The organism is Okeania sp. KiyG1 (assembly GCF_014132355.1).
Classification (GTDB): Bacteria; Cyanobacteriota; Cyanobacteriia; order Cyanobacteriales; family Microcoleaceae; genus Okeania.
The window spans coordinates 1-23,740 of the sequence record NZ_BLZO01000027.1; the positions used below are offsets into that span (position 1 = coordinate 1).

Sequence of the window (23,740 nt, forward strand, 5' to 3'; positions counted from 1 at the left end):
AAACAATATTAACTTTATTTTACTATTTTATTACTTATTTTAGATATGTCAGGACGTTTACTTCGGAATATCTGGAGAGTTCTCGATACAGACATTGAGTTTAACTTGGCCAACATTGATTTGATTTGGCTCACGCTTGAAGAAAAATTGCGCTTGAGAGGAGTCAAAGTAACTGGCGATTATATGACTATTTTGCGTCTGATGCTGCGAAGCACCTCAGATGACGAAATAGCAAAAGAGCTGGGTAAAGCTAAATCAACTATCGCTAATAAAAAGACAGCTATTCGCAGAGATTTGAACGATCTGTTAAAAGATAATAATGTTTCTCTTCCCGATAGAGATGAAGAATACCTAAAACGTTTATCTGAAGCTGGTGCGATCGCTAGTAATCTTTCCGTTACTGGCAGTGGTATAGAGGCAAGCAAGGCAGTTTTTGAACTGATGGAGACCCTCCAAAAAGGTAAAAATGTGGGGGAACTCAAACCTATTATCGACAATATCAATTCGGTACTCGATGTGCTTAACTCGCCTTTGAAAAAAGTTGTCGAGGTGGGTTTACCTTTTTTGTCTATTGCAACTGGAATTATTTCTTATATTGTTGAACAAACTCGTCAGGAACCCACCTTAGAAGATTCGGTGGAGTTGATAGCTCAGGTAGCTTATTTAGAAAGTATTAGACAATTTTTTATAGAACATCCAGAAATTCAAGATAGGTTGACAGAAACTGAAGCTTCGGAAGCGGTACAAAAACAGATTAATAAGTTGGATGAAGAAATTAATTTTAATGACCGAGATGCTAAGGATACTTTGATTTGTTTTTATGATTCACCTTTGAGAAAAAAAATTGATGAGATTTTATTTGCAAGTCTAAAAGAGTCTGGTTTGGATAAAAATACTGCCAAAATTGTTACTGAAAGAATTTCTCGCAGTACCCATCGCTATATTAAGGAAATAGTGGTACAGGTGAAAAATGATGCTCAAAAATTAGCCGGATTTTATGGGGATAGTTGGCAGCAAAATTTGGAAGCTTATACCAGTATTGATAATTATTTGGAGGAGGCGATCGCTACTAAACCACAGGAAAAAGTATTTGACGAAAATTTCACTTTTAGGCAAATTTATGTACCACTAGAAGTCAAATCTGTTAACTCTGATGGGAAGCTTGAAGAAAGAGCAACATCTCAGAATATTGAGGAGTGGGCAAAAACAATTTTGTTGGATGAAAACAAAGACAAACAAGTGTTATTTATTCAAGCGGGACCGGGAAGAGGAAAAAGTGTATTTTGCCGGATGTTTGCTGACTGGGTGCGACAGGAATTACATCCTATTTATACGCCTATTTTGATTCGGTTGCGGGATATCAGAAATTTTGCAGCTAATATTGATGAGACTCTAGCTGATGCTGTGGGTTGGGATTTTGTCAAGACTAATAGCGGTTGGTTGACAGACCGCAATACTCGGTTTCTATTTTTGCTGGATGGGTTTGATGAGTTGTTGTTGGAGCGGGGAGCGAGTAATGAGTTGAAGGTGTTTTTAGACCAGGTGGCGCAGTTTCAGAAACAGGCAGCAGAAAATAAGGAGCGCGGTCATCGGGTATTGATTACAGGTAGACCTTTGGCACTTTATGGTATTGAAAGGTTGATGCCTCCTAATTTAGAGCGGGTGAGTATTTTGCCTATGGGTAATGATATTCAGCAAGGGTGGTTTCAAAAGTGGCAGATGATTTTAGGGGAGGAGGAAGCAGAAAAGTTTCGAGAATTTTTGCACAGCGAACAATGTCCGGTGCAGGTTAAGGTGTTGGCGCGGGAGCCACTTTTGTTGTATTTGCTTGCTGCAATGCACCGGGATAAGCAGTTACAGAGGGAGATGTTTGCTACTTCTGATGTTGGTGGGGCGAAAGTTTTGATTTATGATCAGGCGTTGGAATGGGTGCTGGAAAAACAGCGAGTAGAAAATGGTCAAAATCTTAATCCTAAAATTACGAAGTTGGAGTCAGAAGATTTGGAAATTTTGTTGGCAGAAGCGGGGTTGTGTGTGGTGCAGTCTGGTGGGGAATATGCTGCTATAAAAATGATTGAAGACCGACTGGTGGAACAGGGATATAAGGAGTTGCAGGCGTTAATTGAAAAAGCTAGGCAAGATAAACAAGAGGATGGGCTGAAAAATGCTTTGGCTGCTTTTTATTTGAAGTCGGCAGCGGAGGCGGAAAATTCAGTGGAGTTTTTCCACAAGAGTTTTGGTGAGTTTCTCTGTGCAAAACGGATGGCAGAAAGTCTGGAAGATTTGACGCTGAAAACTGGGAGGCGACGTAAGACTTATGTGGTGTCTGATAAGGAGTTGGAATGGCAGGTTTACGATCTGTTTGGTTATGGTAATTTGACGGCGGAAGTTGTGGAATATTTGATGGCGTTGTTGGTGAAAAGTGAGGTTGAGTTAGTAGTGTTGTTTGAGCGGTTGCATGGGTTTTATGTAGACTGGAGTGAAGGGGAGTTTATTGAGGCGACGGAGGAAACTTTACCTCAGAAAAAGGCGAGGCAGTTGCAGCAGTGGGGTATTGAGTCTGGGCAACGTCGGGCGAATATTTATACAGGGTTGAATGTGATGATTTTGTTGTTTGAGTTGCATCGTTATGGGCAGTTTCAGGAGGAGTTGCAGGAGCAGTTGCATTTTTATCCTTGCGGTCAACCTGATAGTGAAGATTTTGAGAAAACAAGATTATTAAGGATTATTGGTTATAGCCAATGTCTTGGAATTGCTGCTTTTGTGGAAATAGTAGGTAAGTTCCTCAGTAGTGCCGACCTCAGTAGTGCCGACCTCAGTAGTGCCGACCTCAGTAGTGCCGACCTCAGTAGTGCCGACCTCAGTAGTGCCGACCTCAGTAGTGCTGACCTCAGTCGTGCTGACCTCAGTAGTGCTGACCTCAGTAGTGCCAACCTCAGAAATGCCAACCTCAGTCGTGCTGACCTCAGTCGTGCTGACCTCAGAAATGCCAACCTCAGTCGTGCTGACCTCAGAAATGCCAACCTCAGTAGTGCCAACCTCAGAAATGCCAACCTCAGTAGTGCTGACCTCAGAAATGCCAACCTCAGTAGTGCCAACCTCAGTCGTGCTGACCTCAGTCGTGCTGACCTCAGTAGTGCCAACCTCAGAAATGCCAACCTCAGTCGTGCCAACCTCAGTCGTGCTGACCTCAGTCGTGCCAACCTCAGAAATGCCAACCTCAGTAGTGCCGACCTCAGTAGTGCCAACCTCAGTAGTGCCGACCTCAGAGATGCCGACCTTAGAAGTGCCAACCTCAGTAGTGCCAACCTCAGTGATGCCGACCTCAGTAGTGCTAATCTCAGTGATGCCGACCTCAGCAATATAAAATGGAATAACAACACAGTATGGCCTCGTGCTTTCGGGATACCTACATGAAGCAACTGGAGTACTAGAAACTCTCTCTCCCAAGCTATTTCTATTTTTTTACGACCGCCGAGAAGGTTTAGGAGAAAGCAAAGAAAACTTAGAAAAAAATCGCAAAATATTTGCCTCCAAATTACCCGAACATCTGCGCGATTCCCTATTTAATCTCGACGGCGTAATAGAAACCGAATACCTCGAACTTTTGACACAAAGAATCGAGTATTTTCGCGACGATATTCCCGACGAAGGCTATTATTATCCTGTCCGACTAAATGATACTTATGGACTTCTAATAGCCGCTTCTTTTCCTAACAATAAAACTCGTCATCCCACCAACAGCATCGCCCAACTAAAAAACCAAATCGAAGCCAAACTCAAAGATTCATCGGGCAAAATTCAAACAGGTAATCTCGGACAAACTTGGTTAGTATTAGCGGAATTAGCTAATAACAAAAACCCAGAACAAATCGCCAAACAATGCTGCGAAACATTAAATCTTGGCTACCACTGGAAAGAAGATTTACAAGGTCAAGGAAAACTGTTAGGAGGAACAATCTTTGAATTACGACAATACGGCATTACCATGTCATTTCAGTTATCAGTTATCAGTTATCAGTTATCAGTATCAGTTAACAGTTATCAGTTAACAGTACCTCTGGCTAAACCCAGAGGCTTGAAATACTGAATCTAAATTTTTTTTCATCCCCTTAAAAGGGGAGGCTTGAGACCTTATTTTTTGGTCAGAAAATATAGATTTTTCCTCACCACCAACTATTGAAGAAATCCAGAAAAATAATCATCTCATAATTTCTCTCTATCCCAACGAACAAACAGCCACAAAAGCAGCATAATTTAACTTTGATTGGCTCCGTTTACTTTGTTACCTGCACAAAATTTTCTGGGCTTATGCTCAGAGTCGCTATCTGAAAGAATTACTCAAAAAATCTGCCATAGAAATTCAACAATATATCCAAGAAATCCAGAACTATCAAAACCCTAGTTTAAATCTCAAACTACTACAGAAAATATTAGTAAAATCTCAAACTACATTATCTAACTATAGCATTTCCTAAGCTAGTGAGGTACAGTTCTTTCGATCCCCCCTAACCCCCCTTGAGAAGGGAGGAACTGGAAGTCCCCCTTTTTAAGGGGGATTTAGGGGGATCTATTGATGTACCTCACGCCCGTTGAAAACTGCTATATTCAATTAACTTAGGCTATTTCGACAGTCAAATCCGCACCATAGAAATTAATCTGATAAACTACCAAAGACGCTTAGATAGAATCAGAGAAAAAGCTATATCAAAAGCCGTCGAAAATCTCTTACCTGAAAACATTCCCACTCCAATTTCCCAACTTTCCAAACTAACAATAAATGGAGAAGATATTTCATCAATATTAGCTCGTTTAATAACCACCCCCGGAGTCACAACAGACCTCAAATTTCTCGAAAAATTCCCTCAATAAATAACCGAAAAATATCTGCTGCAAATGCAAAAAGACTATGCCAATCTCAGCCCCAATTGAAAACTATTAGAAGACCTAATAAACTCCATTCGTGGCATCACAGAAATAGAACAAGCAGAGAGCGATCGCCACTTTCAAGATTTAGTCGCCATTATCGGTGTGGGATTAGGTGCCGGTGCCAGCGTTGCTTCCATTTATGGTCACTTTCCTTATATAACCGATACTAACAGAGTCAGCAGTCATCCAGTAGGCAACTTGCTCTCTAAATTTTCAGTCCCCGAACCCTGGTTAGCACCAGGAATTTCAATTATATTCAGTTTGAGTGCCAGCATTATTGGTATAGTATTGACTGTAGCGATCGTCAAACTGCGGTATATAACCAAAAACTGCAAGCAAAATTCTCAATAGACATCTCCTTAACGAAGTCAGAAGTCAGAAGTCAGAAGTCAGAAGTTATTTTTGTAACAGGTATTTTGAGCAACTCTCCAAAAATATTTCGCCTTAAAAGGCAGGATTTTAGACCCAATTATTTTGAGAAAAGAGGGAGTAGAGAGTAGTGCAGGATGGCAGAAATAACGAAGCAGTTACAAAATCCTAAAAGCCTTACCAATCAATACTTTTTACTTTTAAATTTTGACTTTTAACTTCCGCGTAGTGGCAGTAAGTTTCAGTAAGTAAATACAAATAAATATTACACCAATAACATAGATTTTAGGTGAGTTAAGAAAAATCATAGAATCTCTGTTATTATTCACAACTCTTTGATATTTAATTCTACCTACTTACTGAATAATTAATGCGCGATCGCCCTCAGTTACTCAAATATTTTTCATGACCTAATTTGCTGTATTTCTATTTCTCTTCGCTTCTTGTATCTGTACGACTATCTCCTGGTTTAAACGGCTCTCTATTAGCAATAAGCTCGGATTGAATATTGCCTTCATATTGTAATTTATCTAACTTTAGATTAGTAAAATTACTGGTTACTTCTGGAATAATACTGATTCCTACTAACGCAAAATTGACCAAAAGGATTGAGACGATATGTTTGTTCATAACTTTAAAGATTGATAATAGTCTATATCCGCTTATTCTCAATCTCTAGATAGAAATCAGGATGATTTTAATTACATCAATTTAATCCTCTTGAATCATATATTCAACACTAAAAATAAATTTTTCCAGAAAAATTTCACATATTAGTCGGAGAAAGTGTTTGCAAAATACTTAGTTTGTTTTAATTTCCTCTAACATGAGATCCGCTTCCTCAAAAATTTAATATTGTTTCCCTTTAAAATACTTAACAATAATGTGGGAAATACAAAATAAAGGAATAGGGGTAGTAAAGGTGAGTGAGGAGAATTGTTTGATTGACTAGAGGTAGATGAAGTAGAAAAGGGAGTAGGAAAGAATTTATATCATGTCCGGTTGAATACTTATAATTAAGATAGTAGGGGAGTAGGGAAGTAGGGGAGTAGGGGAGTAGGGAAAATAGAAAGATTTACTGTTGAAGCACTCATGATAAGTTTTTTCCAGAGCGCTCTTATCCGGACATGATATTAGACCTTGAACTACTGTTTAAACAGTTATAGATTGGTTAACTCTTTTAGGAGTCAGGTAGGGGAGCTTTAGGTAGGGCGACGTACAGGGGTCATTTCAGTTATCAGTTATTCAGTTATCAGTTAGCCTCCTCCGGAGGAACTGCGCCCTTCAGTACCTCTTGACCTAGGAAAGTCAGAGGCTTGAAATATTGAATCAGGACTTACCCATGCTTCACCTTGAAAGCGCCATATGTAGGGACGTTAGCGGAGCTTTGCGCTAGCAAATGGCATTTGCCCCTACTGTGGTTGACTGAAATGAAAATCGCTGTACACCATACTTCTTGGCCAAAAAACCCTACCTTTGCAAAGATACCAAATGGCTTCTATAAAATCTTACTTTTGACTTTTGACTTTTGACTTTTGACTTTTGACTTTTGACTTCCGTGAAACGGAATGGCCTTTGCCTAGAATCTTAAATCAAAAAAGGTAGATTCTGACAAAAACTTTAAATATATTGTCACTTGTCAAGCTTTAAGGGCATTTTAGGTCCAAAAACCCCCTGAATATTACAAAATATTAAGAGAATAATGAGAAAGTGAACAAAATGCCTCAAAATACTTGCTGAAGGTAGTTATGTCAGAAGGTATTTTGTCCTTCTTACTAGCTAACCAATTTTGAAGCAACCTTTTACCTTAACTCTGTTGGAATAAAGCATGAGTATAATTACCAAATCAATCGTTAATGCAGATGCTGAGGCTCGTTATCTGAGTCCCGGCGAATTAGACCGAATCAAGACTTTTGTTATCTCTGGCGAGCGTCGCGTTCGGATCGCTCAAATTATGAGTGAATCTCGTGAGCGTATTATTAAGGAAGCTGGAAATCAGCTTTTCCAGAAGCGTCCTGATGTTGTTTCTCCTGGTGGCAATGCCTACGGTGAAGAAATGACTGCTACTTGCTTGCGCGATCTAGATTATTATTTGCGTTTGATCAGCTACGGTATTGTTGCTGGAGACGTTACTCCTATTGAAGAGATCGGACTTGTAGGTGTTACTGAAATGTATAAGTCTTTGGGCACTCCCATCGAAGCTGTTGCTGAAGGTGTTCGCTGCATGAAGAATGTTGCTACTTCCCTTCTCTCAGGTGATGATGCTAGCGAAGCTGGTGGTTACTTTGACTATGTTATTGGTGCTATGAGTTAAGGCTAAATATTTTTTAGAGGTTAGATGAAAATTGATGAGAAGGGAAGATTTCAATAATTTGGAATTTCCTCAAATATCAAGTTGAAGTCTACTATCGAATATCTAAAATCCTGGCCTTCGCCTATCTAATAATTTTGAAGATTCAGCACATTTAAGGAAATCAATCAATAATGCAAGACGCAATTACCTCTGTTATTAATTCTTCTGACATTCAAGGTAAATACCTTGATGGAACTGCTCTAGAGAAGCTCACTAACTACTTTGCCACAGGTGAACTACGGGTTCGGGCTGCAACTAGTATCAGCGCTAATGCTGCAACTATTGTTAAAGAAGCTGTAGCTAAGTCTCTACTTTATTCTGATATTACTCGTCCTGGTGGTAATATGTACACCACTCGTCGTTATGCTGCTTGCATTCGTGACTTGGATTATTATCTGCGTTACGCTACCTACGCTATGCTAGCTGGCGATCCTTCTATTTTGGATGAGCGCGTATTAAATGGTTTAAAAGAAACTTACAATTCTTTGGGTGTTCCCATCGGTGCTACTGTACAAGCTATTCAAGCTATGAAGGAAGTTACTGCTGGTTTAGTCGGTCCTGATGCTGGAAAGGAAATGGGCGTTTACTTCGACTACATTTGCTCTGGGTTGAGCTAATTTGGCAATCAGTAAAAAAGTCCAAAAAAGGTAGATTTACCTTTTTGATTTAACTGATTTTGTACTATAAGGCTAGGGAAGCCTAGTATGAGTGTTAGATTACCAAAGGCTGATTATTTAATAAATAATTTGTTTTGGTAAGCTAGCATTGATTCTATAGGTTCCCTGCCTTAGGATTTTTTAGGTTTGAGATTTGAGGCGATCGCATTGCTTAGAAATGCTGATGTTAGATTTAAGTATGGGATCGTCAATCTATGAGTGTTAGATAATCTCAAAATTAAATGATAGTTTAGATAAGTATTTGACTGTTTACCTTAAGTGTTTTACAAAAAGATTTAAGAAAATCTTCACTAAGTATTAGGAGAAATTTGTATTATGAGAATGTTTCAGATTACTGCTTGTGTTCCAAGCCAAACTCGTATTCGTACTCAACGAGAACTACAAAATACTTACTTTACCAAGCTTGTTCCTTATGATAGCTGGTTCCAGGAGCAGCAAAGAATTATGAAAATGGGTGGTAAAATTGTTCAAGTCAAGTTAGCTACTGGTAAACAAGGAACAAATACTGGGCTACTTTAAATTACTTTTGAGAAATGGTAGTTAAAGAGAGGTCTTTTGACCTCTTTTTTTGTTTGTACTTTTTATCCAAAACTGGGTTTATGGAAAGTAATTTTCAGCCAAAACAATAGTGGAAATTATACCTATTTCTGACTCTAAAGTCACCGAAAAACTCCTTTCTACCTACTGACCCAGTCCCTCTGTGATATAAAATCCGGTTATATAATATATGTTGATAATTCTATAATTACTTCAATCTCCCCTACTCCCCTACTCCCCTACTCCCCTACTCCCTTACTCCCCTACTCCCCTACTCCCCTACTTCCTTACTCCTCATATTTTAGCTGTGTCAGTCCACTGGTTTGCGACCTAATACCAAAAAAGTAGTACCATTATTCCAAATTCCTTCTGGTGTAATTAACTGTTCTAATTCTTCTTCAAATTCGGCTTTCATTTGTTCTATTTCCTCGGAGGAAAGTTGTGTAAGTGGATTAGGAATATTTCCTGGGGAAGGATAATAAACTAAATTCCACCTTTTTTTCGTATCTTCTAAACTCAGATAACTCCCATGATTTTCCATTTCAACAGAAATTATTTCTAAGTCTGCTTGTGTCAATAAATCCTGGTATTTTTCAATAGTATTTACGGTATTTGATAAATGAAAAACATCAAGATTTATCCCATGATTTTCTAATACTTTTTCCAAAACAACTATCCCCGTAAAACCAGTTTCAGCTATACTATGAAGACCTATATAACCTCCAGGTTTGAGAAATGTAGACCAAAGACGTAAAGTAGCTGCTTTATCTGCCATTAAGGGAAAAGCATTAGCACAGAAAATTAGGTCAAAACTGTTAGCTGGAAAGTCGATATTTTCCCCATCTGCCAACTGAAATTCTATATTTTTCAGGTTCAATTGTGCAACTTTTTTTCTGGCTTGTTCGAGCATTCCACTAGAAATATCTATCCCCACAACCCGACCATCATCGCCTATTAATTGAGCTACTTCAATAGCAACATGACCTGTTCCAGTAGCAATATCTAAAACTTTATCTCCCGGTTGAATTTGTGCAAATTCAACCAGACGATGGGTAATCTGAGAATGCCATTTACTTTCATCATAATTTTGGCTTCTCTGACTATAAATTTTAGCTAATTCCTGTTTATATCGGTCTAATTTTACTTGGTTATTCATAATTAAACTTTGTAATTTAATAGTAAGCATTCAGCACTCAGCTATCAGCTATCAGCTATGAATTTATTGCTTTTTGAGCATAAATTAACATTGATAGATTTCAGGATAATTAAAAAAGCGGTTAGTAGTCAGCAGTCAGCAAGATTATTTTTCTAAAGAAGGGAATTTAAAGCCCTCCTAAACAATCCTGATTATAGAAGCAGGGAATTTTAACCCAAGTTCAAAAAGCTGATAGCTAATTAAAAGTATTAGAAAAAAACTGACCTTGACGAGAGAGAATGCATATTCATTATTTATGAAACAGCTAAAAGCTGAGTGCTAATAGCTGTTTGTACAGCATTCCACAGGAAATGCTTACATTTAATACATAATAAATGAAGCAGTACATTCACTCAATTTATATTATACAGGTTGCTTTTTATCGGATTTTATGCTAATAAACAATATAATTAGGACTTACGCAAATTGACTTTTAAACCACCATCTGTAGGGGCGAATGGTATTTGCGCTCCGCAAAGCTCCGCTTTATATGTTGCGGAGCAAAACGCCCTAGCCATAAGTAGAGTCTCTGCGTAAGTCCTGATAATGTCTGCTAAACAATTAAAATTGGGAGCAGTATCAATTACTTGAAAATTTTATAAAATTTTTATCATTATTTATCAAAGCCTTAGAAGAAAAATTAATTCTTTCAAAAATACAGGTATCTGTGTTGGTACAGGTAGGTCGCTATAATATTAAATCAATAAAATTATCTATCTAAATATCTATGAAATATTCCGCATCTACATCTGCTCAAAAATCTCCAAAGGCAAAACAAAATCAAGCAGAAAATTCTCTTCCTCCTAATACTGATTACAGTCAAATTGACATTAGCAAACTATCAGAAATGATGCAGCGTTATGTGGAAGTAAAATTACAATATTCTCATGCTCTTTTACTATTTCGAGTAGGTGATTTTTTTGAATGTTTTTTTCAGGATGCTGTGACGATCGCTCAAGAATTAGAATTAGTACAAACTACTAAGCACGCTGGTAAGGAAATTGGTAGAGTACCGATGACTGGTGTACCCCATCATGCGGTGGAAAAATATGCTGCTATGTTGGTAGAAAAGGGTTACGCTGTAGTTGTTTGCGATCAAGTAGAAGATTCTGCTATTGCGAAAAAAGAAAACCGTCAAGTCAAGCGTGAAATTACTCGTATTCTTACTCCTGGGACTCTCACCGATGACGGAATGCTCAAACCTCGCTACAATAATTATTTAGCTGCTGTTGTCATTGCCAAAAATCATTGGGGTCTTGCTTACACTGATATTTCTACCGGAGAGTTTCTTACCACCCAGACCCAAGGTTTAGACCAACTCACTCAAGAATTGATGCGTTTGCAACCGTCGGAAGTGCTATTTCCTACAAATGCGCCGGATATTGGTTTTATGTTGCGACCGGGAGAAAAATCAGACCATCTTCCAGAATGTCTGCCGAATTCTTTCTGTTATTCTCTACGTCCGCAACAACCTTTTACTTTAGGGGAGGCAAAAGAGCGACTATTGGCAAAATTTCAACTGACATCCCTAGAGGGTATCGGTTGCGAACGTATTCCACTGGGGGTGCGTGCTGCGGGTGGGTTGCTGGAATATCTCGAAGAAACTCAAAAGGAAAATCAAGTTCCGCTACAACGTCTGCGGAGCTATACTTTGGCAGATTTTTTGATTATCGACCACCAGACTCGCCGGAATTTGGAAATTACTCAAACGGTGCGAGATGGAAGTTATCAAGGGTCGCTGTTGTCGGCGATCGACAAAACTAGCACTGCAATGGGTGGTCGTGCTTTACGACGATGGTTGCAACAACCACTTTTGAGTCTGAAGGGTATTCGTGCTAGACATGACACTATTGATGAACTTATAAGTAATAACGATTTGCGTCAAGATATTCAAAGAGTATTGCGTCAAATTTATGATTTAGATCGTCTAACTGGGCGTACTGGTGCTGGTACTGCAAATGCTAGAGATTTAGTTTTTTTAGCTGATTCTTTAACGAAACTTCCTGAACTTTCGGCATTAGCATTGGCAGGTAATTCTCCCTATTTAAAAGTCTTGCAAAAAATTCCACCAATCTTACAAGAATTGGGAGAAAAAATTCATTCTCATTTAGTAGAATCTCCTCCTCAAAAGTTAAAAGAAGGTGGGTTAATTTCTCCTGGTATAAATCAACAATTAGATGAGATGCGGAGGTTAGCTGAAGAAGACCAACAATGGATTGCTAATTTGGAAGTTACGGAGAGAGAAAGGACGGGAATTTCTAATTTAAAGGTTGGTTATAATAAGGCTTTTGGTTATTACATTAGTATTTCTAAGTCAAAGGCAGATTTGGCTCCGGATGATTATACTCGGAAGCAGACTTTGACTAATGAGGAGCGTTATATTACTGAGGAATTAAAGGAAAGAGAAGTGAGAATTTTGACGGCACAAGATGATTTGAATGAGTTGGAATATGATATTTTTGTTGGTCTGAGAACTGAGGTGGGGGAACACGCAGAGGAGATTAGAAATGTTTCTCGCGCGGTGGCAGCTATTGATGTTTTGTGTGGTTTAGCAGAAGTAGCAATTTATCAAAATTATGTTCGTCCTACTATGACTGATAGTCGGGAATTGAAAATTATTGAGGGTCGGCATCCGGTGGTGGAAAAGTATTTGCCTGCTGGTTTTTTTGTGCCGAATACTTCGATATTAGGTAGTAAAAATGTAGAGGAAAATAATTCGGGAATTACTCCTTATCCTGCACCAGATTTAATTATTTTAACTGGTCCCAATGCTAGTGGGAAAAGTTGTTATTTACGGCAGGTAGGATTGATTCAATTAATGGCACAAACTGGTAGTTTTGTTCCGGCAAGTTCTGCTGTTTTGGGAGTGAGCGATCGGATATTTACTCGTGTTGGAGCTGTGGATGATTTAGCAACTGGTCAATCAACTTTTATGGTGGAGATGAATGAGACGGCAAATATTTTGAATCATGCTACGGAAAAGTCTTTAGTTTTGCTGGATGAAATTGGTAGGGGAACGGCAACTTTTGACGGAATTTCGATTGCTTGGTCTGTGGCAGAATATTTGGCAACGGAAATTTTGTCTCGGACAATTTTTGCTACTCACTATCACGAATTAAATGAACTTTCTTCTATTTTGGATAATGTGGCAAATTATCAGGTAACGGTGAAGGAGTTGCCGGATAAAATTGTATTTTTGCATCAAGTACAACCTGGTGGAGCGGATAAATCTTATGGTATTGAAGCGGGAAGGTTGGCAGGTTTACCAGATTCGGTAATTCAACGTGCTAGACAGGTAATGGGGGAGATAGAAAAGCATAGTAAGATAGCTATTGGTTTGCGGAAAGGTATTAAGAAAAAAGAGGAAGAAGAAGTAATAACTGTGGAGCAGTTAGATATTTTTAGTGAAGAGTTTGGAGATAGTTTGCTGTGACAGTTATCAGTTAACAGTTATCAGTTATCAGCATAGTTTGTAGAGTATTTTAGATGGCAAAAATTTAGACTGTGAAAAGTATTTGCTATAAACAGAGTTATCTTTAGATGACTTATATTATGTTCGGTAGAACAGTTATAATTAGGCTTGTAGTTGGACTTTAGTCCTAATACTAAGCATTGTAAGGGCTAAAGCCCTACTACAAACAAAAACTTTATTATAAGTAATTATCCGAACATGATATTAAGCTATTAGCCAAGGATTGAAATCCTTGGCTTGGCTTTAGAAATTTATCAATGCTTAGGTGTTTCTGAAGTTTTGAAAAAAGGATGCTTTACTTAGGTAAAACTTCAATTATTAAGTCATAGATACGAGGTATGAAATGAGAATTATAAAAACAACAGGAACCATGAAAAATGGAGAAGTAAAAATTACTGTTTCTCCAGAATTTGATAATGGCGAAGTAGACATTATTCTTATTGCCAAAAATGAGCCAGATGAATTTGAAATTATGCGGGAAATAGCAAAAGCAAAAGGGTATGATTCTCAGGAAAAGATACTCGACCTAATCAAGAAAGTTAAATTAGAAATGCTTCAGGAAAAAGATAGAATAAAATAATATCTCAAATCAAACGTTATTATATCAGCAAAATGAAGTTATGAGAGGTTTATTTCATGGTAGTTTCATCAGCTAATACCCAATCTTTTGTGAAACTTATCGAATACTTAAATTGTGACAATCTTGATAGCGATCGCTTATTAATTTCTACTGATATAAGCTGGAATATTTATGAAAATTTATTAGATTATTTGGGAAATTCACCTTATTTCAAGGTTATTTATCATCGAGGAACTTTACAAATTATGTCTCCTAGCAGTCGCCATGAAATTTACAAGAAAATGTTGGGGATGTTGGTAGAAAATTATTGTTTAGAAACAGGGATTCGTTTTTATCCCTTGGGTTCTACAACCTTGAAATCTCAAGAGAAATTAAAAGGAATTGAGCCAGACCAATGTTATTGCATTGGTAGTAAAAAAAAGATTCCCGACCTAGCAATTGAGGTTGTTATTACTAGCGGAGGAATTCAAACTTTAGAAATTTATCAAGGTTTAGGTGTTTCTGAAGTGTGGTTTTGGCAAAATGGAAAGTTACAGGTTTTTTGTCTAGAAAATTTTGAATATTTGCAGAAAAACAATAGTCAGTTATTACTAAATCTTGATTTAGATTTATTGGTTAGTTATTTAGATTGGGACGATCCTTTTGATGCTATTTGGGATTTTAAAGAAAGAAGGAAGAAGGGAGAAGTAGAAAGAAAGCTTTCGTAATAAACGTAGGTTGGGTTGAGGAACGTTAGCGAAGCTTATCAGTTAGGATAAACCCAACCACAGAAGTCCCACAAAAATCAAAGTTTTGTTGGGTTTCACTTCGTTCTACCCAACCTACATTCCGACCCTTTCCAATCAAATTTATTTTGAAGTATTAGATTCATTTTCTTGTTGTGGAACTGGAATAATATCTTGAATTTGCTTTACCCATTTTGGTAATCCAGATGGATATAACTTAGGATAAATAATCAGCAAAAGAATGCCAATAATAGCAGAACTTAAGTAATAAATAATTTGCCCATTCTGCATCCAAGTCAAGAAATCTAAAAATCCAAATTTTTTGGGTTTCTCGATTTTTCGCTGAGAGGATATTTTTGGTTGAGAAGAATTTGCTGTTACTTTTCTTTTTCGCTGAGAGGATATTTTTGGTTGAGGAGAATTTGTTGTTACTTTTCTTTTTCGCTGAGGAGATACTTTTGGCTGAGGAGAATTTCCTGTTACTTTATTTCTGATATTACCCTCATCACCTAATACATTTCCCACAACATTTCCATTTTTATTTTCAATTTTCCTGCTTTGGTCATTGACAAATTTTTCAGCTATAGTTTGATTGCCAATAACATCATTATCATTAATATTGATTACTGAGTCAGTATAATTATTTATTGTGTAGTTTGTAGAATTTTCAGGCTGTAAAAAACTACTACTCCGTTCTATTTCTATTACATCACCAATTAAACTTAATACCTCAACTGTATGATAGGGAGGTTTACCACATTCAGCAGTGTATTTGCCATGACTAATTCGTTCTTTTAATTCCTTAAAGTTGTAGAAGTAAGGATTCTGATTATTATGACAAGTCGTACAATTACAAGGAATTAATTTATTATATTTGAGTCGATCATTGTAGGAACTATGAATTTTATCTAACTCGTGAGTCACAATAGTCATTAAATCCCGTTTTTGCTGCCCATAGATCCTAATTTTTATTTCTCTCTTACCGTAATATTCAATTACTTCTGCTCTGGCTCGATTTTTCTTGAGAATAACTCCGCTTTTCCAAACATATTTTTGCTTCTCAATATCTTTGTGCATCACTACAATAAACTGAGTAATTATTCCCTTGGGCATAAATTCGTAAGTGTAACGTAAAATCAAATTATTACTTTCATCCCAGTCATATTCTGGTTGAGCTTCTGTTAAAAGTTGAGGTGCAATATAGGCTTGAGAAGTACCAGGAATTTTATAGCAGAGTTTAAATTTAATCATTAATTGCAGTAGTTCATCGTGCATATCTACATATTTATATTCATGCCAAATCTTGGTTAAATCATCCTTGGTAAATTTGCCAAAATTATCATAAACTTGCCGATTATCTAAAACTTTATAAACTGCAGCTGTTCCCCATTCTGGTTTGAGAATAACTGTTTTATTTAACAACGGGTCATCTTGGAAATGAAGAAAAACTCCTAAGTCATGTAAATAGCCACTTAATTGTAATTTATCCTCTCGTTTCTTAAAGCCATTCTTTTCGCAAATAGATAAATATTTTGCCAAACTAATATAGTTACGACCATCTGTTTCTAATGCTTTACGGACTTTTTTCCAAGTCTTAGGAAGGGCATTGCCAATATGAGGTAAATTACTGATGTAATGTTGGATATCTGTTCTAATTTCTTCTAATCCTCTGTTAGTAGCTAGATTAGTAGCTAAAATTTCTTTGATATTAGAAAATTGACCTTGCAATGCTCTTTGATTAATTTCCCGTTTACGTTCTTGTTTCTCATTTTTGATAATTAATAAAGGGCTATTATCGCTCAACAATTCTGCTATATTCAGCCAAAAATAAAAGTCTGTATCTTCTTTACGAGTATCAGCTACAAGAATATATAGGGAGCGCTTGGTCAGAAAAAATTGGTGAGTACCATGATAAATTTCTTGTCCGCCAAAATCCCAAATATTCATCTGAAATTCATGTTTATTTGCTGTCTGAAAATTCCACTGATGAACTTCAATTCCTTTGGTTGTATCTTCATCTTGTAGTTGATAGTTTTGGTTTTGAATTTTATTAGCTAGAGTAGTTTTACCCGCACCGCCTTCTCCAATAATTAGTAATTTAGCCTCATAAATATAATCTTTTCCTTCTTCTTCTATTTGTCGGAAATACTTTCTAATTGGTTCTATCCCTTTTTGAGCAATTTCTATTGGTGGAGTTTCCAGAGTATTACCTCTTAAACCAAGGCAAGTTAAATTGGTGAGTTTACTTATTGATGGGATATTTTTTAATCGATTACGACTTAAATCAAGTATAGTTAAACCAGTAAGTTTACTGATAGATTCTGGAATATTCGTTAATCGATTATGACTTAAATCAAACTCAGTCAAATTGGTGAGTTTAGAGATTGATTCTGGGATACTTATTAATTGATTACTACTTAAATAAAGTGCAGTTAAATTGGTGAGTTTAGAGAATGAATCTGGAATATTTGTTAATTGATTACCACTTAAATCAAGCCTAGTTAAATTGGTGAGTTTAGAGATTGATTCTGGGATACTTGTTAATTGATTACCACTTAAATCAAGCCTAGTTAAATTAGTGAGTTTAGAGATTGATTCTGGGATGCTTGTTAATTGATGATTTCTGAAATTTAATTCTTTTAGCTGCTCTAACTCCCAAATCTCAGTAGGAATTTCAGTTAATTTTTCATTGCTATTCCAATGATCACTTAAATTTAACTCCTTAAGTTTTTATATTTAACTGCTTGTATTTTTTCTTGAAAATGTTGTGGTATCCGATTCTGCTTATTTGTTTCAGTAGAAGTCATAGCTCAATAAAATAATTTTTACAATCACTGTAATACCTACAAATACAAACATTGATTTTCCATAAACATCAGAACTTTCTTACTTCAACCCAACCTACAAAAAATTTTGATAGATAACCACCCTATCCTTTAGCTAGAAATTTTCTTAGTATTTCAGTAGTGTGCCAGAATACCATTCTAGTAAAAATCATATAATAGTGAATAAATTAAAAAACTAAGACCTTGTAGTTTTCAGTGGCTGATTTTTCACCACCACAAAATCTACAACAGAAGAAAAACTAAGACGTTGTAGTTATCATCGCCTCATTTTCACACACCTCAAATCCTTGAAGCTTCACAAAATGATATAGCTATTGCGATATCCGCAACAGAAAGGGGGAAGTAGATATTTTTCCCCATCACACACTCTCAAGTTATGCGCTTCACAAAATGAAATAGCTATTGCGACATCCGCAACAAAGAGGGGAGGTAGATATTTTCCCCACCACACACTCTCAAGTTATGCGCTTCACAAAATGATATAGCTATTGCGACATACGCAACAGAAAGGGGGGAGTAGATATTTTCCCCATCACACACTCTCAAGTTATGCGCTTCACAAAATGATATAGCTATTGCGACATCCGCAACAAAGAGGGGAGGTAGATATTTTCCCCACCACACACTCTCAAGTTATGCGCTTCACAAAATGATATAGCTATTGCGACATACGCAACAGAAAGGGGGGAGTAGATATTTTCCCCATCACACACTCTCAAGTTATGCGCTTCACAAAATGAAATAGCTATTGCGACATCCGCAACAAAGAGGGGAGGTAGATATTTTCCCCACCACACACTCTCAAGTTATGCGCTTCACAAAATGATATAGCTATTGCGACATACGCAACAGAAAGGGGGGAGTAGATATTTTCCCCATCACACACTCTCAAGTTATGCGCTTCACAAAATGAAATAGCTATTGCGACATCCGCAACAAAGAGGGGAGGTAGATATTTTCCCCACCACACACTCTCAAGTTATGCGCTTCACAAAATGATATAGCTATTGCGACATACGCAACAGAAAGGGGGGAGTAGATATTTTCCCCATCACACACTCTCAAGTTATGCGCTTCACAAAATGAAATAGCTATTGCCATATCCGCAACAGAAAGGGGGGAGTAGATATTTTTCCCATCACACACTCTCAAGTTATGCGCTTCACAAAATGAAATGACTATTGCCACATCCGCAAGACCAGAGAGGAAGTAGATATTTTTCCTCATCACACACTCTCAAGTTATACGCTTCACAAAATGAAATGACTATTGCCACATCCGCAAGACCAGAGAGGAAGTAGATATTTTTCCTCATCACACACTCTCAAGTTATGCGCTTCACAAAATGAAATGACTATTGCCACATCCGCAAGACCAGAGAGGAAGTAGATATTTTTCCTCATCACACACTCTCAAGTTATGCGCTTCACAAAATGAAATAGCTATTGCCATATCCGCAACAGAAAGGGGGGAGTAGATATTTTTCCCATCACACACTCTCAAGTTATGCGCTTCACAAAATGAAATGACTATTGCCACATCCGCAAGACCAGAGGGGAAGTAGATATTTTCCCCATCACACACTCTCAAGTTATGCGCTTCACAAAATGAAATAGCTATTGCCACATCCGCAACAGAAAGGGGGAAGTAGATATTTTTCCCCATCACACACTCTCAAGTTATGCGCTTCACAAAATGAAATAGCTATTGCCATATCCGCAACAGAAAGGGGGGAGTAGATATTTTTCCCCATCACACACTCTCAAGTTATGCGCTTCACAAAATGAAATAGCTATTGCCATATCCGCAAGACCAGAGAGGAAGTAGATATTTTTCCACATCACACACTCTCAAGTTATGCGCTTCACAAAATGAAATAGCTATTGCGATATCCGCAACAGAGAGGGGAAGTAGATATTTTTCCACATCACACACTCTCAAGTTATGCGCTTCACAAAATGAAATAGCTATTGCGATATCCGCAACAGAGAGAGGAAGCAGGTATAGCAGTCGCCTTCAAGATTCAGCACTTCGTACAAACCTTGCATACAAAATCCCTACCTTCCAATAACCAAAGATATGTAGCAAAACTTTTGATATAAAATCTCAAAATATTGCTTAATTTATTTTTCAAACTGTCAGAAAAGAAACTGCCAAAATCATCAGTTACTTACCAAAACCACTTTTGATAACCAAACTACCAGCTTTAATATTAGCTGTTAAAATTTCAACTTATAACTTCCTTCAACACAAAAAAATATTATGACAACTGAACAAAAAATTGCTAATTTCTTTCAAATGACAGACGAAGTTTGGTCACGTCATGCTCATCCCTGGAGTGTCTTAACTCGGTTCCCTATATTACCTTTAATTATTATTTCTCTTTGGAGCCGAACTTGGATTAATTGGTGGTGTCTAATTCCCATTATTATTGCCATTATATGGACTTGGATAAATCCCCGAATTTTTCCCAAACCAACCTCAACAAATAATTGGTTCTCAAAAGCAGTCTTCGGAGAAAGAGTTTGGTTAAACCGTCAAAAAATAGAAATTCCCAAACATCATCAACCCGTAATTAAGAATATTAATTTAATTTCTTTTGTAGGTTTACCATTTTGTATTTGGGGATTAATTCAGTTGAATATCTGGCCGACTTTATTAGGAATTACTCTGGTACTTTTAGGTAAAATGTGGTTTCTCGATCGCATGGTTTGGTTATACGAAGAAATGAAAGATGCTAATTCAGAATATCAGAGTTGGTTGTATTAGTAATAAACTGAAAATTATATGCAGAAAAATCTAGAGTTAAATTGACGATATTGCTAACTTAACCCTCCGGAATTACCAACTTCCTCTAATTTTAAATCAGCTTTCTCTTTGTCTTAAACTATTAAGAGTAATTTATCCTTTAAGTAATACCAATTCCCAAAAGTAACGCTATACTTGGGGGCAACTTCAGTTATTAAGTAATTAACATAGCTCGAATAACTTTTTTGCTAATTAGTAGCTAAATTTAATGTTAATTATTCTTATTTGTACCGAATAATTAATAATTAATAATTAAATAATTCGCGCCTTTAAGCCGACCCTTTTAAGGGGAAAAAGCGGTCGTTAGCGTAGCTTCCCGTAGGGTGGGATGGCGAGGTCTCCTCGCCATATCCAATCGACCAAGAGAAGAAATAATATTTCCTTATATTCAATTCCGTAACAGTTTTAACCAGAGGTAATTATCCATTATCCATTATCCATTATCCATTATCCATTATCCATTATCCATTAATGAATTCTCCCACACTCCCCTACTCTCCTACTCCCCTGCTCAATAAAATACGGTCAGCTTAAATAGGTAAAAAAAATATTTTTAGATTGACATTTCTAGCACCAAAGTATGATGTCCTAAAACATACTTACAACCGAATAAATACTGAAATTATCTTGACTTTTCTCCTTTCTTCCCTCCTGTTTACGGAGCATGACAAACGGAAATTCTGAGTTCTAGCTAAGTTATTTATTAAGTATTTAACCGAACATGGTATAACTTATATTATGTTTAGAAATTATCGACCTTAATTTTTTAACAAAAAAGTCAGGTCTTAAGACTTCCCTTTGAAGAGGATAAAAAAGAAAAATCTCTATCTTCAAAACCTCCCTATTGGAGGATATACTGATAGCCTAGCTCATCTTTCTAAGGGTAGCTTCTCTCTCAAGAGCCTAACTAATAGCTAATAACTGATAACTGATAACTGATAACTGATAACTGAAATGACCTACAGTCTCAGAATTGCAGACTTACCAAGCAATGAACGACCACGAGAAAGATTAATTGCCTCTGGTCCGAAAAGTCTTTCCACCGCAGAATTAATTGCTATTCTCTTAGGTACAGGTCAAGGAAAAGGGAAACTTTCTGCTGTAGGTCTCGGACAATACATATTAAATCAATTAAGTCAACATCAACGTGACCCCCTCTCAATTCTCCGTAATATTACAGTTCAAGAATTAACTCAAATTCATGGTATTGGTACAGCAAAAGCAACAACTATTTTGGCTGCCATTGAATTAGGAAAAAGAGTATTTCAATCTCGCCCTCCAGAATTAGCTCTTATTGAAAGTCCCCAAGCTGCTGCAGATGCTTTAAGTCAAGATTTAATGTGGCAAACCCAAGAAAAATTTGCCGTTTTACTCTTAGATGTAAATAACCGCTTACTCGGAACTCAAGTAATTACTATCGGTACCGCAACAGAAACATTAGCTCATCCCCGGGAAATTTTTCGAGAAGTGATTCGCCAAGGTGCAACCAGAGTTATTATTTCTCACAATCATCCTTCTGGAAATGTAGAACCAAGCCCCGAAGATATCAACTTAACCAGGCAACTCTTAGCAGGAGCGCAATTTTTAGCTATTCCCCTACTCGACCATATCATTATGGGTAATGGAGAACATTCCAGTTTGCGTCAGACAACTAATTTGTGGGAAGAATATCCTCAAGGAGATTGATCTAAATTTAGAATTCAGAATTTAGAATTCATATAGAATCCGGTTATATAGTAATTTGGACTTTGGACAAAAACCTGGTTTAGTTAGCGTAAATATTACCCTAACTAAACCAGGCAATATCCCTCTATTTCTAGTGAATTTAATCACTGAAAAATAGAAACAATGGAGGGCAGTCACCGACGGGGATGCCAACTTTTAGTTATTTTCGAGAATTTTTATTCCCTTTTGTGATAACTTGATGACGAGTTCGTGGTGTTATTTTATATCCTTTAATCCGTCCGGTAGAATAACCTCGACGTTTGGGAGATGTAGCCATTGTACCCAAAGTCGAAATTATTCTATAAAAGTCTCTTTGAACTAAACTGGGAGTAATTTTAACTGATTTGTTACTCTTCAAATACTGTTCCCAATGATGGGAAAAAAAACACGATTATTCCTTGCTACCCATAAATTAACATAAGCAATAAGTGTTAATTTGAACCAATTTTCTTCATGTTTGACATCTGGAGTTGAATAAGCTGTCATTAACAATCTTTGTTTACCAAATCGGAACAGATGTTCCATGTCATAACGTTGTCGATAAGATTCATAGCAATCAATGAGGCTTAACTCTTCACGACGAGAACCAATCACAATTAGCCACATTGGTTTCCAAATCTGATTACCAATTTCATCTGTGACAGTAATTCGCACTAAAGTAAAAGGATAACGGTTCATTTTATGGTTTTTAGTTCCCCTCATTAACATCTGGTTCCAACCCGAAATTGTCACTGTCATTTGACGACCTTTTTTAGTAGTAAACATGGATTGACTACAAAGAGTTGGTTCATGCCAAATATTCTGATCTTTGAGGTCAAATTTATCTCCGTAGCAACGGGGGTGTTCCGAGGTGATTTCCTGATTTTTTTCCCTGATAAATTGACGGTAAAAGACTCGATTACTTCTATTATAAATTACAATCTGCGGAGCCAATTTTTCCAATGGCTACTGATTCTCACAAAAAAACTAAATATAAATATTTAGGAAAAGCCGGAAGTGAAGCTCATATTAATGCAGTGGAAAAAATGACTCGAAGAAATATTATTAATGAGTTGGAAAGGGTTGTTCATTCCCTTCAAGAAAGTTATTTAGATATCTGTTTCGGTGGAGAAATTGAACCAGACCCATCCTATGATTTTCAAATGGGATAAATAATGTCATAAACGAAGATAATTCCAGATTTAATACCATTTTTAAAAAGAATGTTACGAATAATAAGCACTATAAAAAGACTTTCAAATAAAGTTTTTTGACAAAAATGTGATTTACAACATCAAAAATGGTATTAAATATATCCATTCTGCATTCTAAATTCTAAATTCTAAATTAGAATAAACACCCTAACTATTTGTAGCAAACATTTATCAATTTGGTATAATTCGCTCTTTAAACCTTAATTAAGATTATTAGTGTAAATATTACGCTAACTTTTTTATTTGCCCAAAGTCCAATAGTAATAGTATATGTTGATAATTCTATAATTAGGGCTTGCTGATTAAATATAAAAGTATTTACAGATAAAGG

19 protein-coding genes and 1 pseudogene are annotated in these 23,740 nt (G+C 36.7%); 11 read left to right on the forward strand and 9 right to left on the reverse strand.

Going from position 1 to position 23,740, the window contains the following annotated elements:
• The first annotated feature begins 45 nt into the window (after positions 1 to 45).
• Positions 46 to 3,417 (forward strand): pentapeptide repeat-containing protein, encoded by a 3,372-nt coding sequence (locus SAGCYANO_RS03680; protein ID WP_237395717.1) that lies wholly within the window; start codon positions 46 to 48, stop codon positions 3,415 to 3,417.
• Positions 3,395 to 4,090 carry a hypothetical protein gene (locus SAGCYANO_RS03685; protein ID WP_202218843.1) on the forward strand — a complete coding sequence of 232 codons (696 nt, stop codon included), beginning with the start codon at positions 3,395 to 3,397 and terminating at the stop codon, positions 4,088 to 4,090. The genes SAGCYANO_RS03680 and SAGCYANO_RS03685 overlap by 23 nt, the downstream gene beginning before the upstream one ends.
• Before the next feature lie 577 nt (positions 4,091 to 4,667).
• On the opposite strand, the gene SAGCYANO_RS03690 is transcribed toward SAGCYANO_RS03685, so the two are convergent.
• The 3 genes from SAGCYANO_RS03690 to SAGCYANO_RS03700 form a co-directional block, all read right to left on the reverse strand.
• Positions 4,668 to 4,847, reverse strand: a complete 180-nt coding sequence (locus tag SAGCYANO_RS03690) for a hypothetical protein (RefSeq protein ID WP_202218844.1) — start codon at positions 4,845 to 4,847, stop codon at positions 4,668 to 4,670.
• Positions 4,848 to 5,111: 264 nt separating this feature from the next.
• Positions 5,112 to 5,255: a hypothetical protein gene (locus SAGCYANO_RS03695; protein ID WP_202218845.1), complete on the reverse strand. Its 144-nt coding sequence runs from the start codon at positions 5,253 to 5,255 to the stop codon at positions 5,112 to 5,114.
• Positions 5,256 to 5,724: 469 nt separating this feature from the next.
• Positions 5,725 to 5,901 carry a hypothetical protein gene (locus tag SAGCYANO_RS03700; RefSeq protein ID WP_202218846.1) on the reverse strand — a complete coding sequence of 59 codons (177 nt, stop codon included), beginning with the start codon at positions 5,899 to 5,901 and terminating at the stop codon, positions 5,725 to 5,727.
• A 1,225-nt stretch (positions 5,902 to 7,126) separates the two neighbouring features.
• Between SAGCYANO_RS03700 and SAGCYANO_RS03705 the strand changes: the two genes are divergently transcribed.
• The 3 genes from SAGCYANO_RS03705 to SAGCYANO_RS03715 all read left to right on the forward strand — a co-directional run bounded on the left by SAGCYANO_RS03705 (position 7,127) and on the right by SAGCYANO_RS03715 (position 8,847).
• The gene (locus SAGCYANO_RS03705) at positions 7,127 to 7,612 is read left to right on the forward strand and encodes an allophycocyanin (RefSeq protein WP_202218847.1); all 486 of its coding nucleotides are present in this window, start codon (positions 7,127 to 7,129) and stop codon (positions 7,610 to 7,612) included.
• A 170-nt stretch (positions 7,613 to 7,782) separates the two neighbouring features.
• Positions 7,783 to 8,268 carry an allophycocyanin subunit beta gene (gene apcB, locus SAGCYANO_RS03710; RefSeq protein ID WP_202218848.1) on the forward strand — a complete coding sequence of 162 codons (486 nt, stop codon included), beginning with the start codon at positions 7,783 to 7,785 and terminating at the stop codon, positions 8,266 to 8,268.
• 375 nt (positions 8,269 to 8,643) lie between these two features.
• The gene (locus SAGCYANO_RS03715) at positions 8,644 to 8,847 is read left to right on the forward strand and encodes a phycobilisome linker polypeptide (protein ID WP_202218849.1); all 204 of its coding nucleotides are present in this window, start codon (positions 8,644 to 8,646) and stop codon (positions 8,845 to 8,847) included.
• Positions 8,848 to 9,175: 328 nt separating this feature from the next.
• On the opposite strand, the gene SAGCYANO_RS03720 is transcribed toward SAGCYANO_RS03715, so the two are convergent.
• A complete protein-coding gene (locus SAGCYANO_RS03720) occupies positions 9,176 to 10,051 on the reverse strand; it encodes a class I SAM-dependent methyltransferase (protein WP_237395718.1) in 876 nt (291 codons plus the stop codon).
• A gap of 736 nt (positions 10,052 to 10,787) precedes the next feature.
• Between SAGCYANO_RS03720 and mutS the strand changes: the two genes are divergently transcribed.
• The 3 genes from mutS to SAGCYANO_RS03735 all read left to right on the forward strand — a co-directional run bounded on the left by mutS (position 10,788) and on the right by SAGCYANO_RS03735 (position 14,819).
• Positions 10,788 to 13,493 carry a DNA mismatch repair protein MutS gene (gene mutS, locus SAGCYANO_RS03725; RefSeq protein ID WP_202218851.1) on the forward strand — a complete coding sequence of 902 codons (2,706 nt, stop codon included), beginning with the start codon at positions 10,788 to 10,790 and terminating at the stop codon, positions 13,491 to 13,493.
• 382 nt (positions 13,494 to 13,875) lie between these two features.
• Positions 13,876 to 14,112 carry a hypothetical protein gene (locus SAGCYANO_RS03730; protein WP_237395719.1) on the forward strand — a complete coding sequence of 79 codons (237 nt, stop codon included), beginning with the start codon at positions 13,876 to 13,878 and terminating at the stop codon, positions 14,110 to 14,112.
• Positions 14,113 to 14,168: 56 nt separating this feature from the next.
• Entirely contained in the window at positions 14,169 to 14,819 is a 651-nt protein-coding gene (locus SAGCYANO_RS03735; protein WP_202218853.1) for a Uma2 family endonuclease, read from the forward strand.
• 141 nt (positions 14,820 to 14,960) lie between these two features.
• Here the strand turns inward: SAGCYANO_RS03735 and SAGCYANO_RS03740 are convergent, their stop codons facing one another.
• From SAGCYANO_RS03740 to SAGCYANO_RS03745, 3 genes and pseudogenes are all read right to left on the reverse strand, one after another.
• A complete protein-coding gene (locus SAGCYANO_RS03740; RefSeq protein WP_255502457.1) occupies positions 14,961 to 16,565 on the reverse strand; it encodes a COR domain-containing protein in 1,605 nt (534 codons plus the stop codon).
• A gap of 3 nt (positions 16,566 to 16,568) precedes the next feature.
• Positions 16,569 to 17,519: pseudogene (locus tag SAGCYANO_RS47285) on the reverse strand (leucine-rich repeat domain-containing protein); the annotation flags it as partial.
• Between the two features lie 1,502 nt (positions 17,520 to 19,021).
• Positions 19,022 to 19,348: a hypothetical protein gene (locus SAGCYANO_RS03745; RefSeq protein ID WP_202218854.1), complete on the reverse strand. Its 327-nt coding sequence runs from the start codon at positions 19,346 to 19,348 to the stop codon at positions 19,022 to 19,024.
• A 597-nt stretch (positions 19,349 to 19,945) separates the two neighbouring features.
• Between SAGCYANO_RS03745 and SAGCYANO_RS03750 the strand changes: the two genes are divergently transcribed.
• Both SAGCYANO_RS03750 and radC read left to right on the forward strand, forming a co-directional pair.
• Positions 19,946 to 20,452 carry a DUF6653 family protein gene (locus tag SAGCYANO_RS03750; RefSeq protein ID WP_202218855.1) on the forward strand — a complete coding sequence of 169 codons (507 nt, stop codon included), beginning with the start codon at positions 19,946 to 19,948 and terminating at the stop codon, positions 20,450 to 20,452.
• A gap of 993 nt (positions 20,453 to 21,445) precedes the next feature.
• Positions 21,446 to 22,177, forward strand: coding sequence for a DNA repair protein RadC (gene radC, locus SAGCYANO_RS03755; protein ID WP_202218856.1), 732 nt, complete (start codon positions 21,446 to 21,448; stop codon positions 22,175 to 22,177).
• A 199-nt stretch (positions 22,178 to 22,376) separates the two neighbouring features.
• Here the strand turns inward: radC and SAGCYANO_RS03760 are convergent, their stop codons facing one another.
• Both SAGCYANO_RS03760 and SAGCYANO_RS03765 read right to left on the reverse strand, forming a co-directional pair.
• Entirely contained in the window at positions 22,377 to 22,574 is a 198-nt protein-coding gene (locus tag SAGCYANO_RS03760; protein ID WP_202218857.1) for a hypothetical protein, read from the reverse strand.
• Positions 22,571 to 23,149: a hypothetical protein gene (locus SAGCYANO_RS03765; protein WP_202218858.1), complete on the reverse strand. Its 579-nt coding sequence runs from the start codon at positions 23,147 to 23,149 to the stop codon at positions 22,571 to 22,573. The genes SAGCYANO_RS03760 and SAGCYANO_RS03765 overlap by 4 nt, the downstream gene beginning before the upstream one ends.
• Before the next feature lie 8 nt (positions 23,150 to 23,157).
• Here SAGCYANO_RS03765 and SAGCYANO_RS03770 point away from each other — a divergent pair, with 8 nt between their 5' ends.
• Positions 23,158 to 23,367: a hypothetical protein gene (locus SAGCYANO_RS03770; protein WP_202218859.1), complete on the forward strand. Its 210-nt coding sequence runs from the start codon at positions 23,158 to 23,160 to the stop codon at positions 23,365 to 23,367.
• Positions 23,368 to 23,740 lie beyond the last annotated feature (373 nt).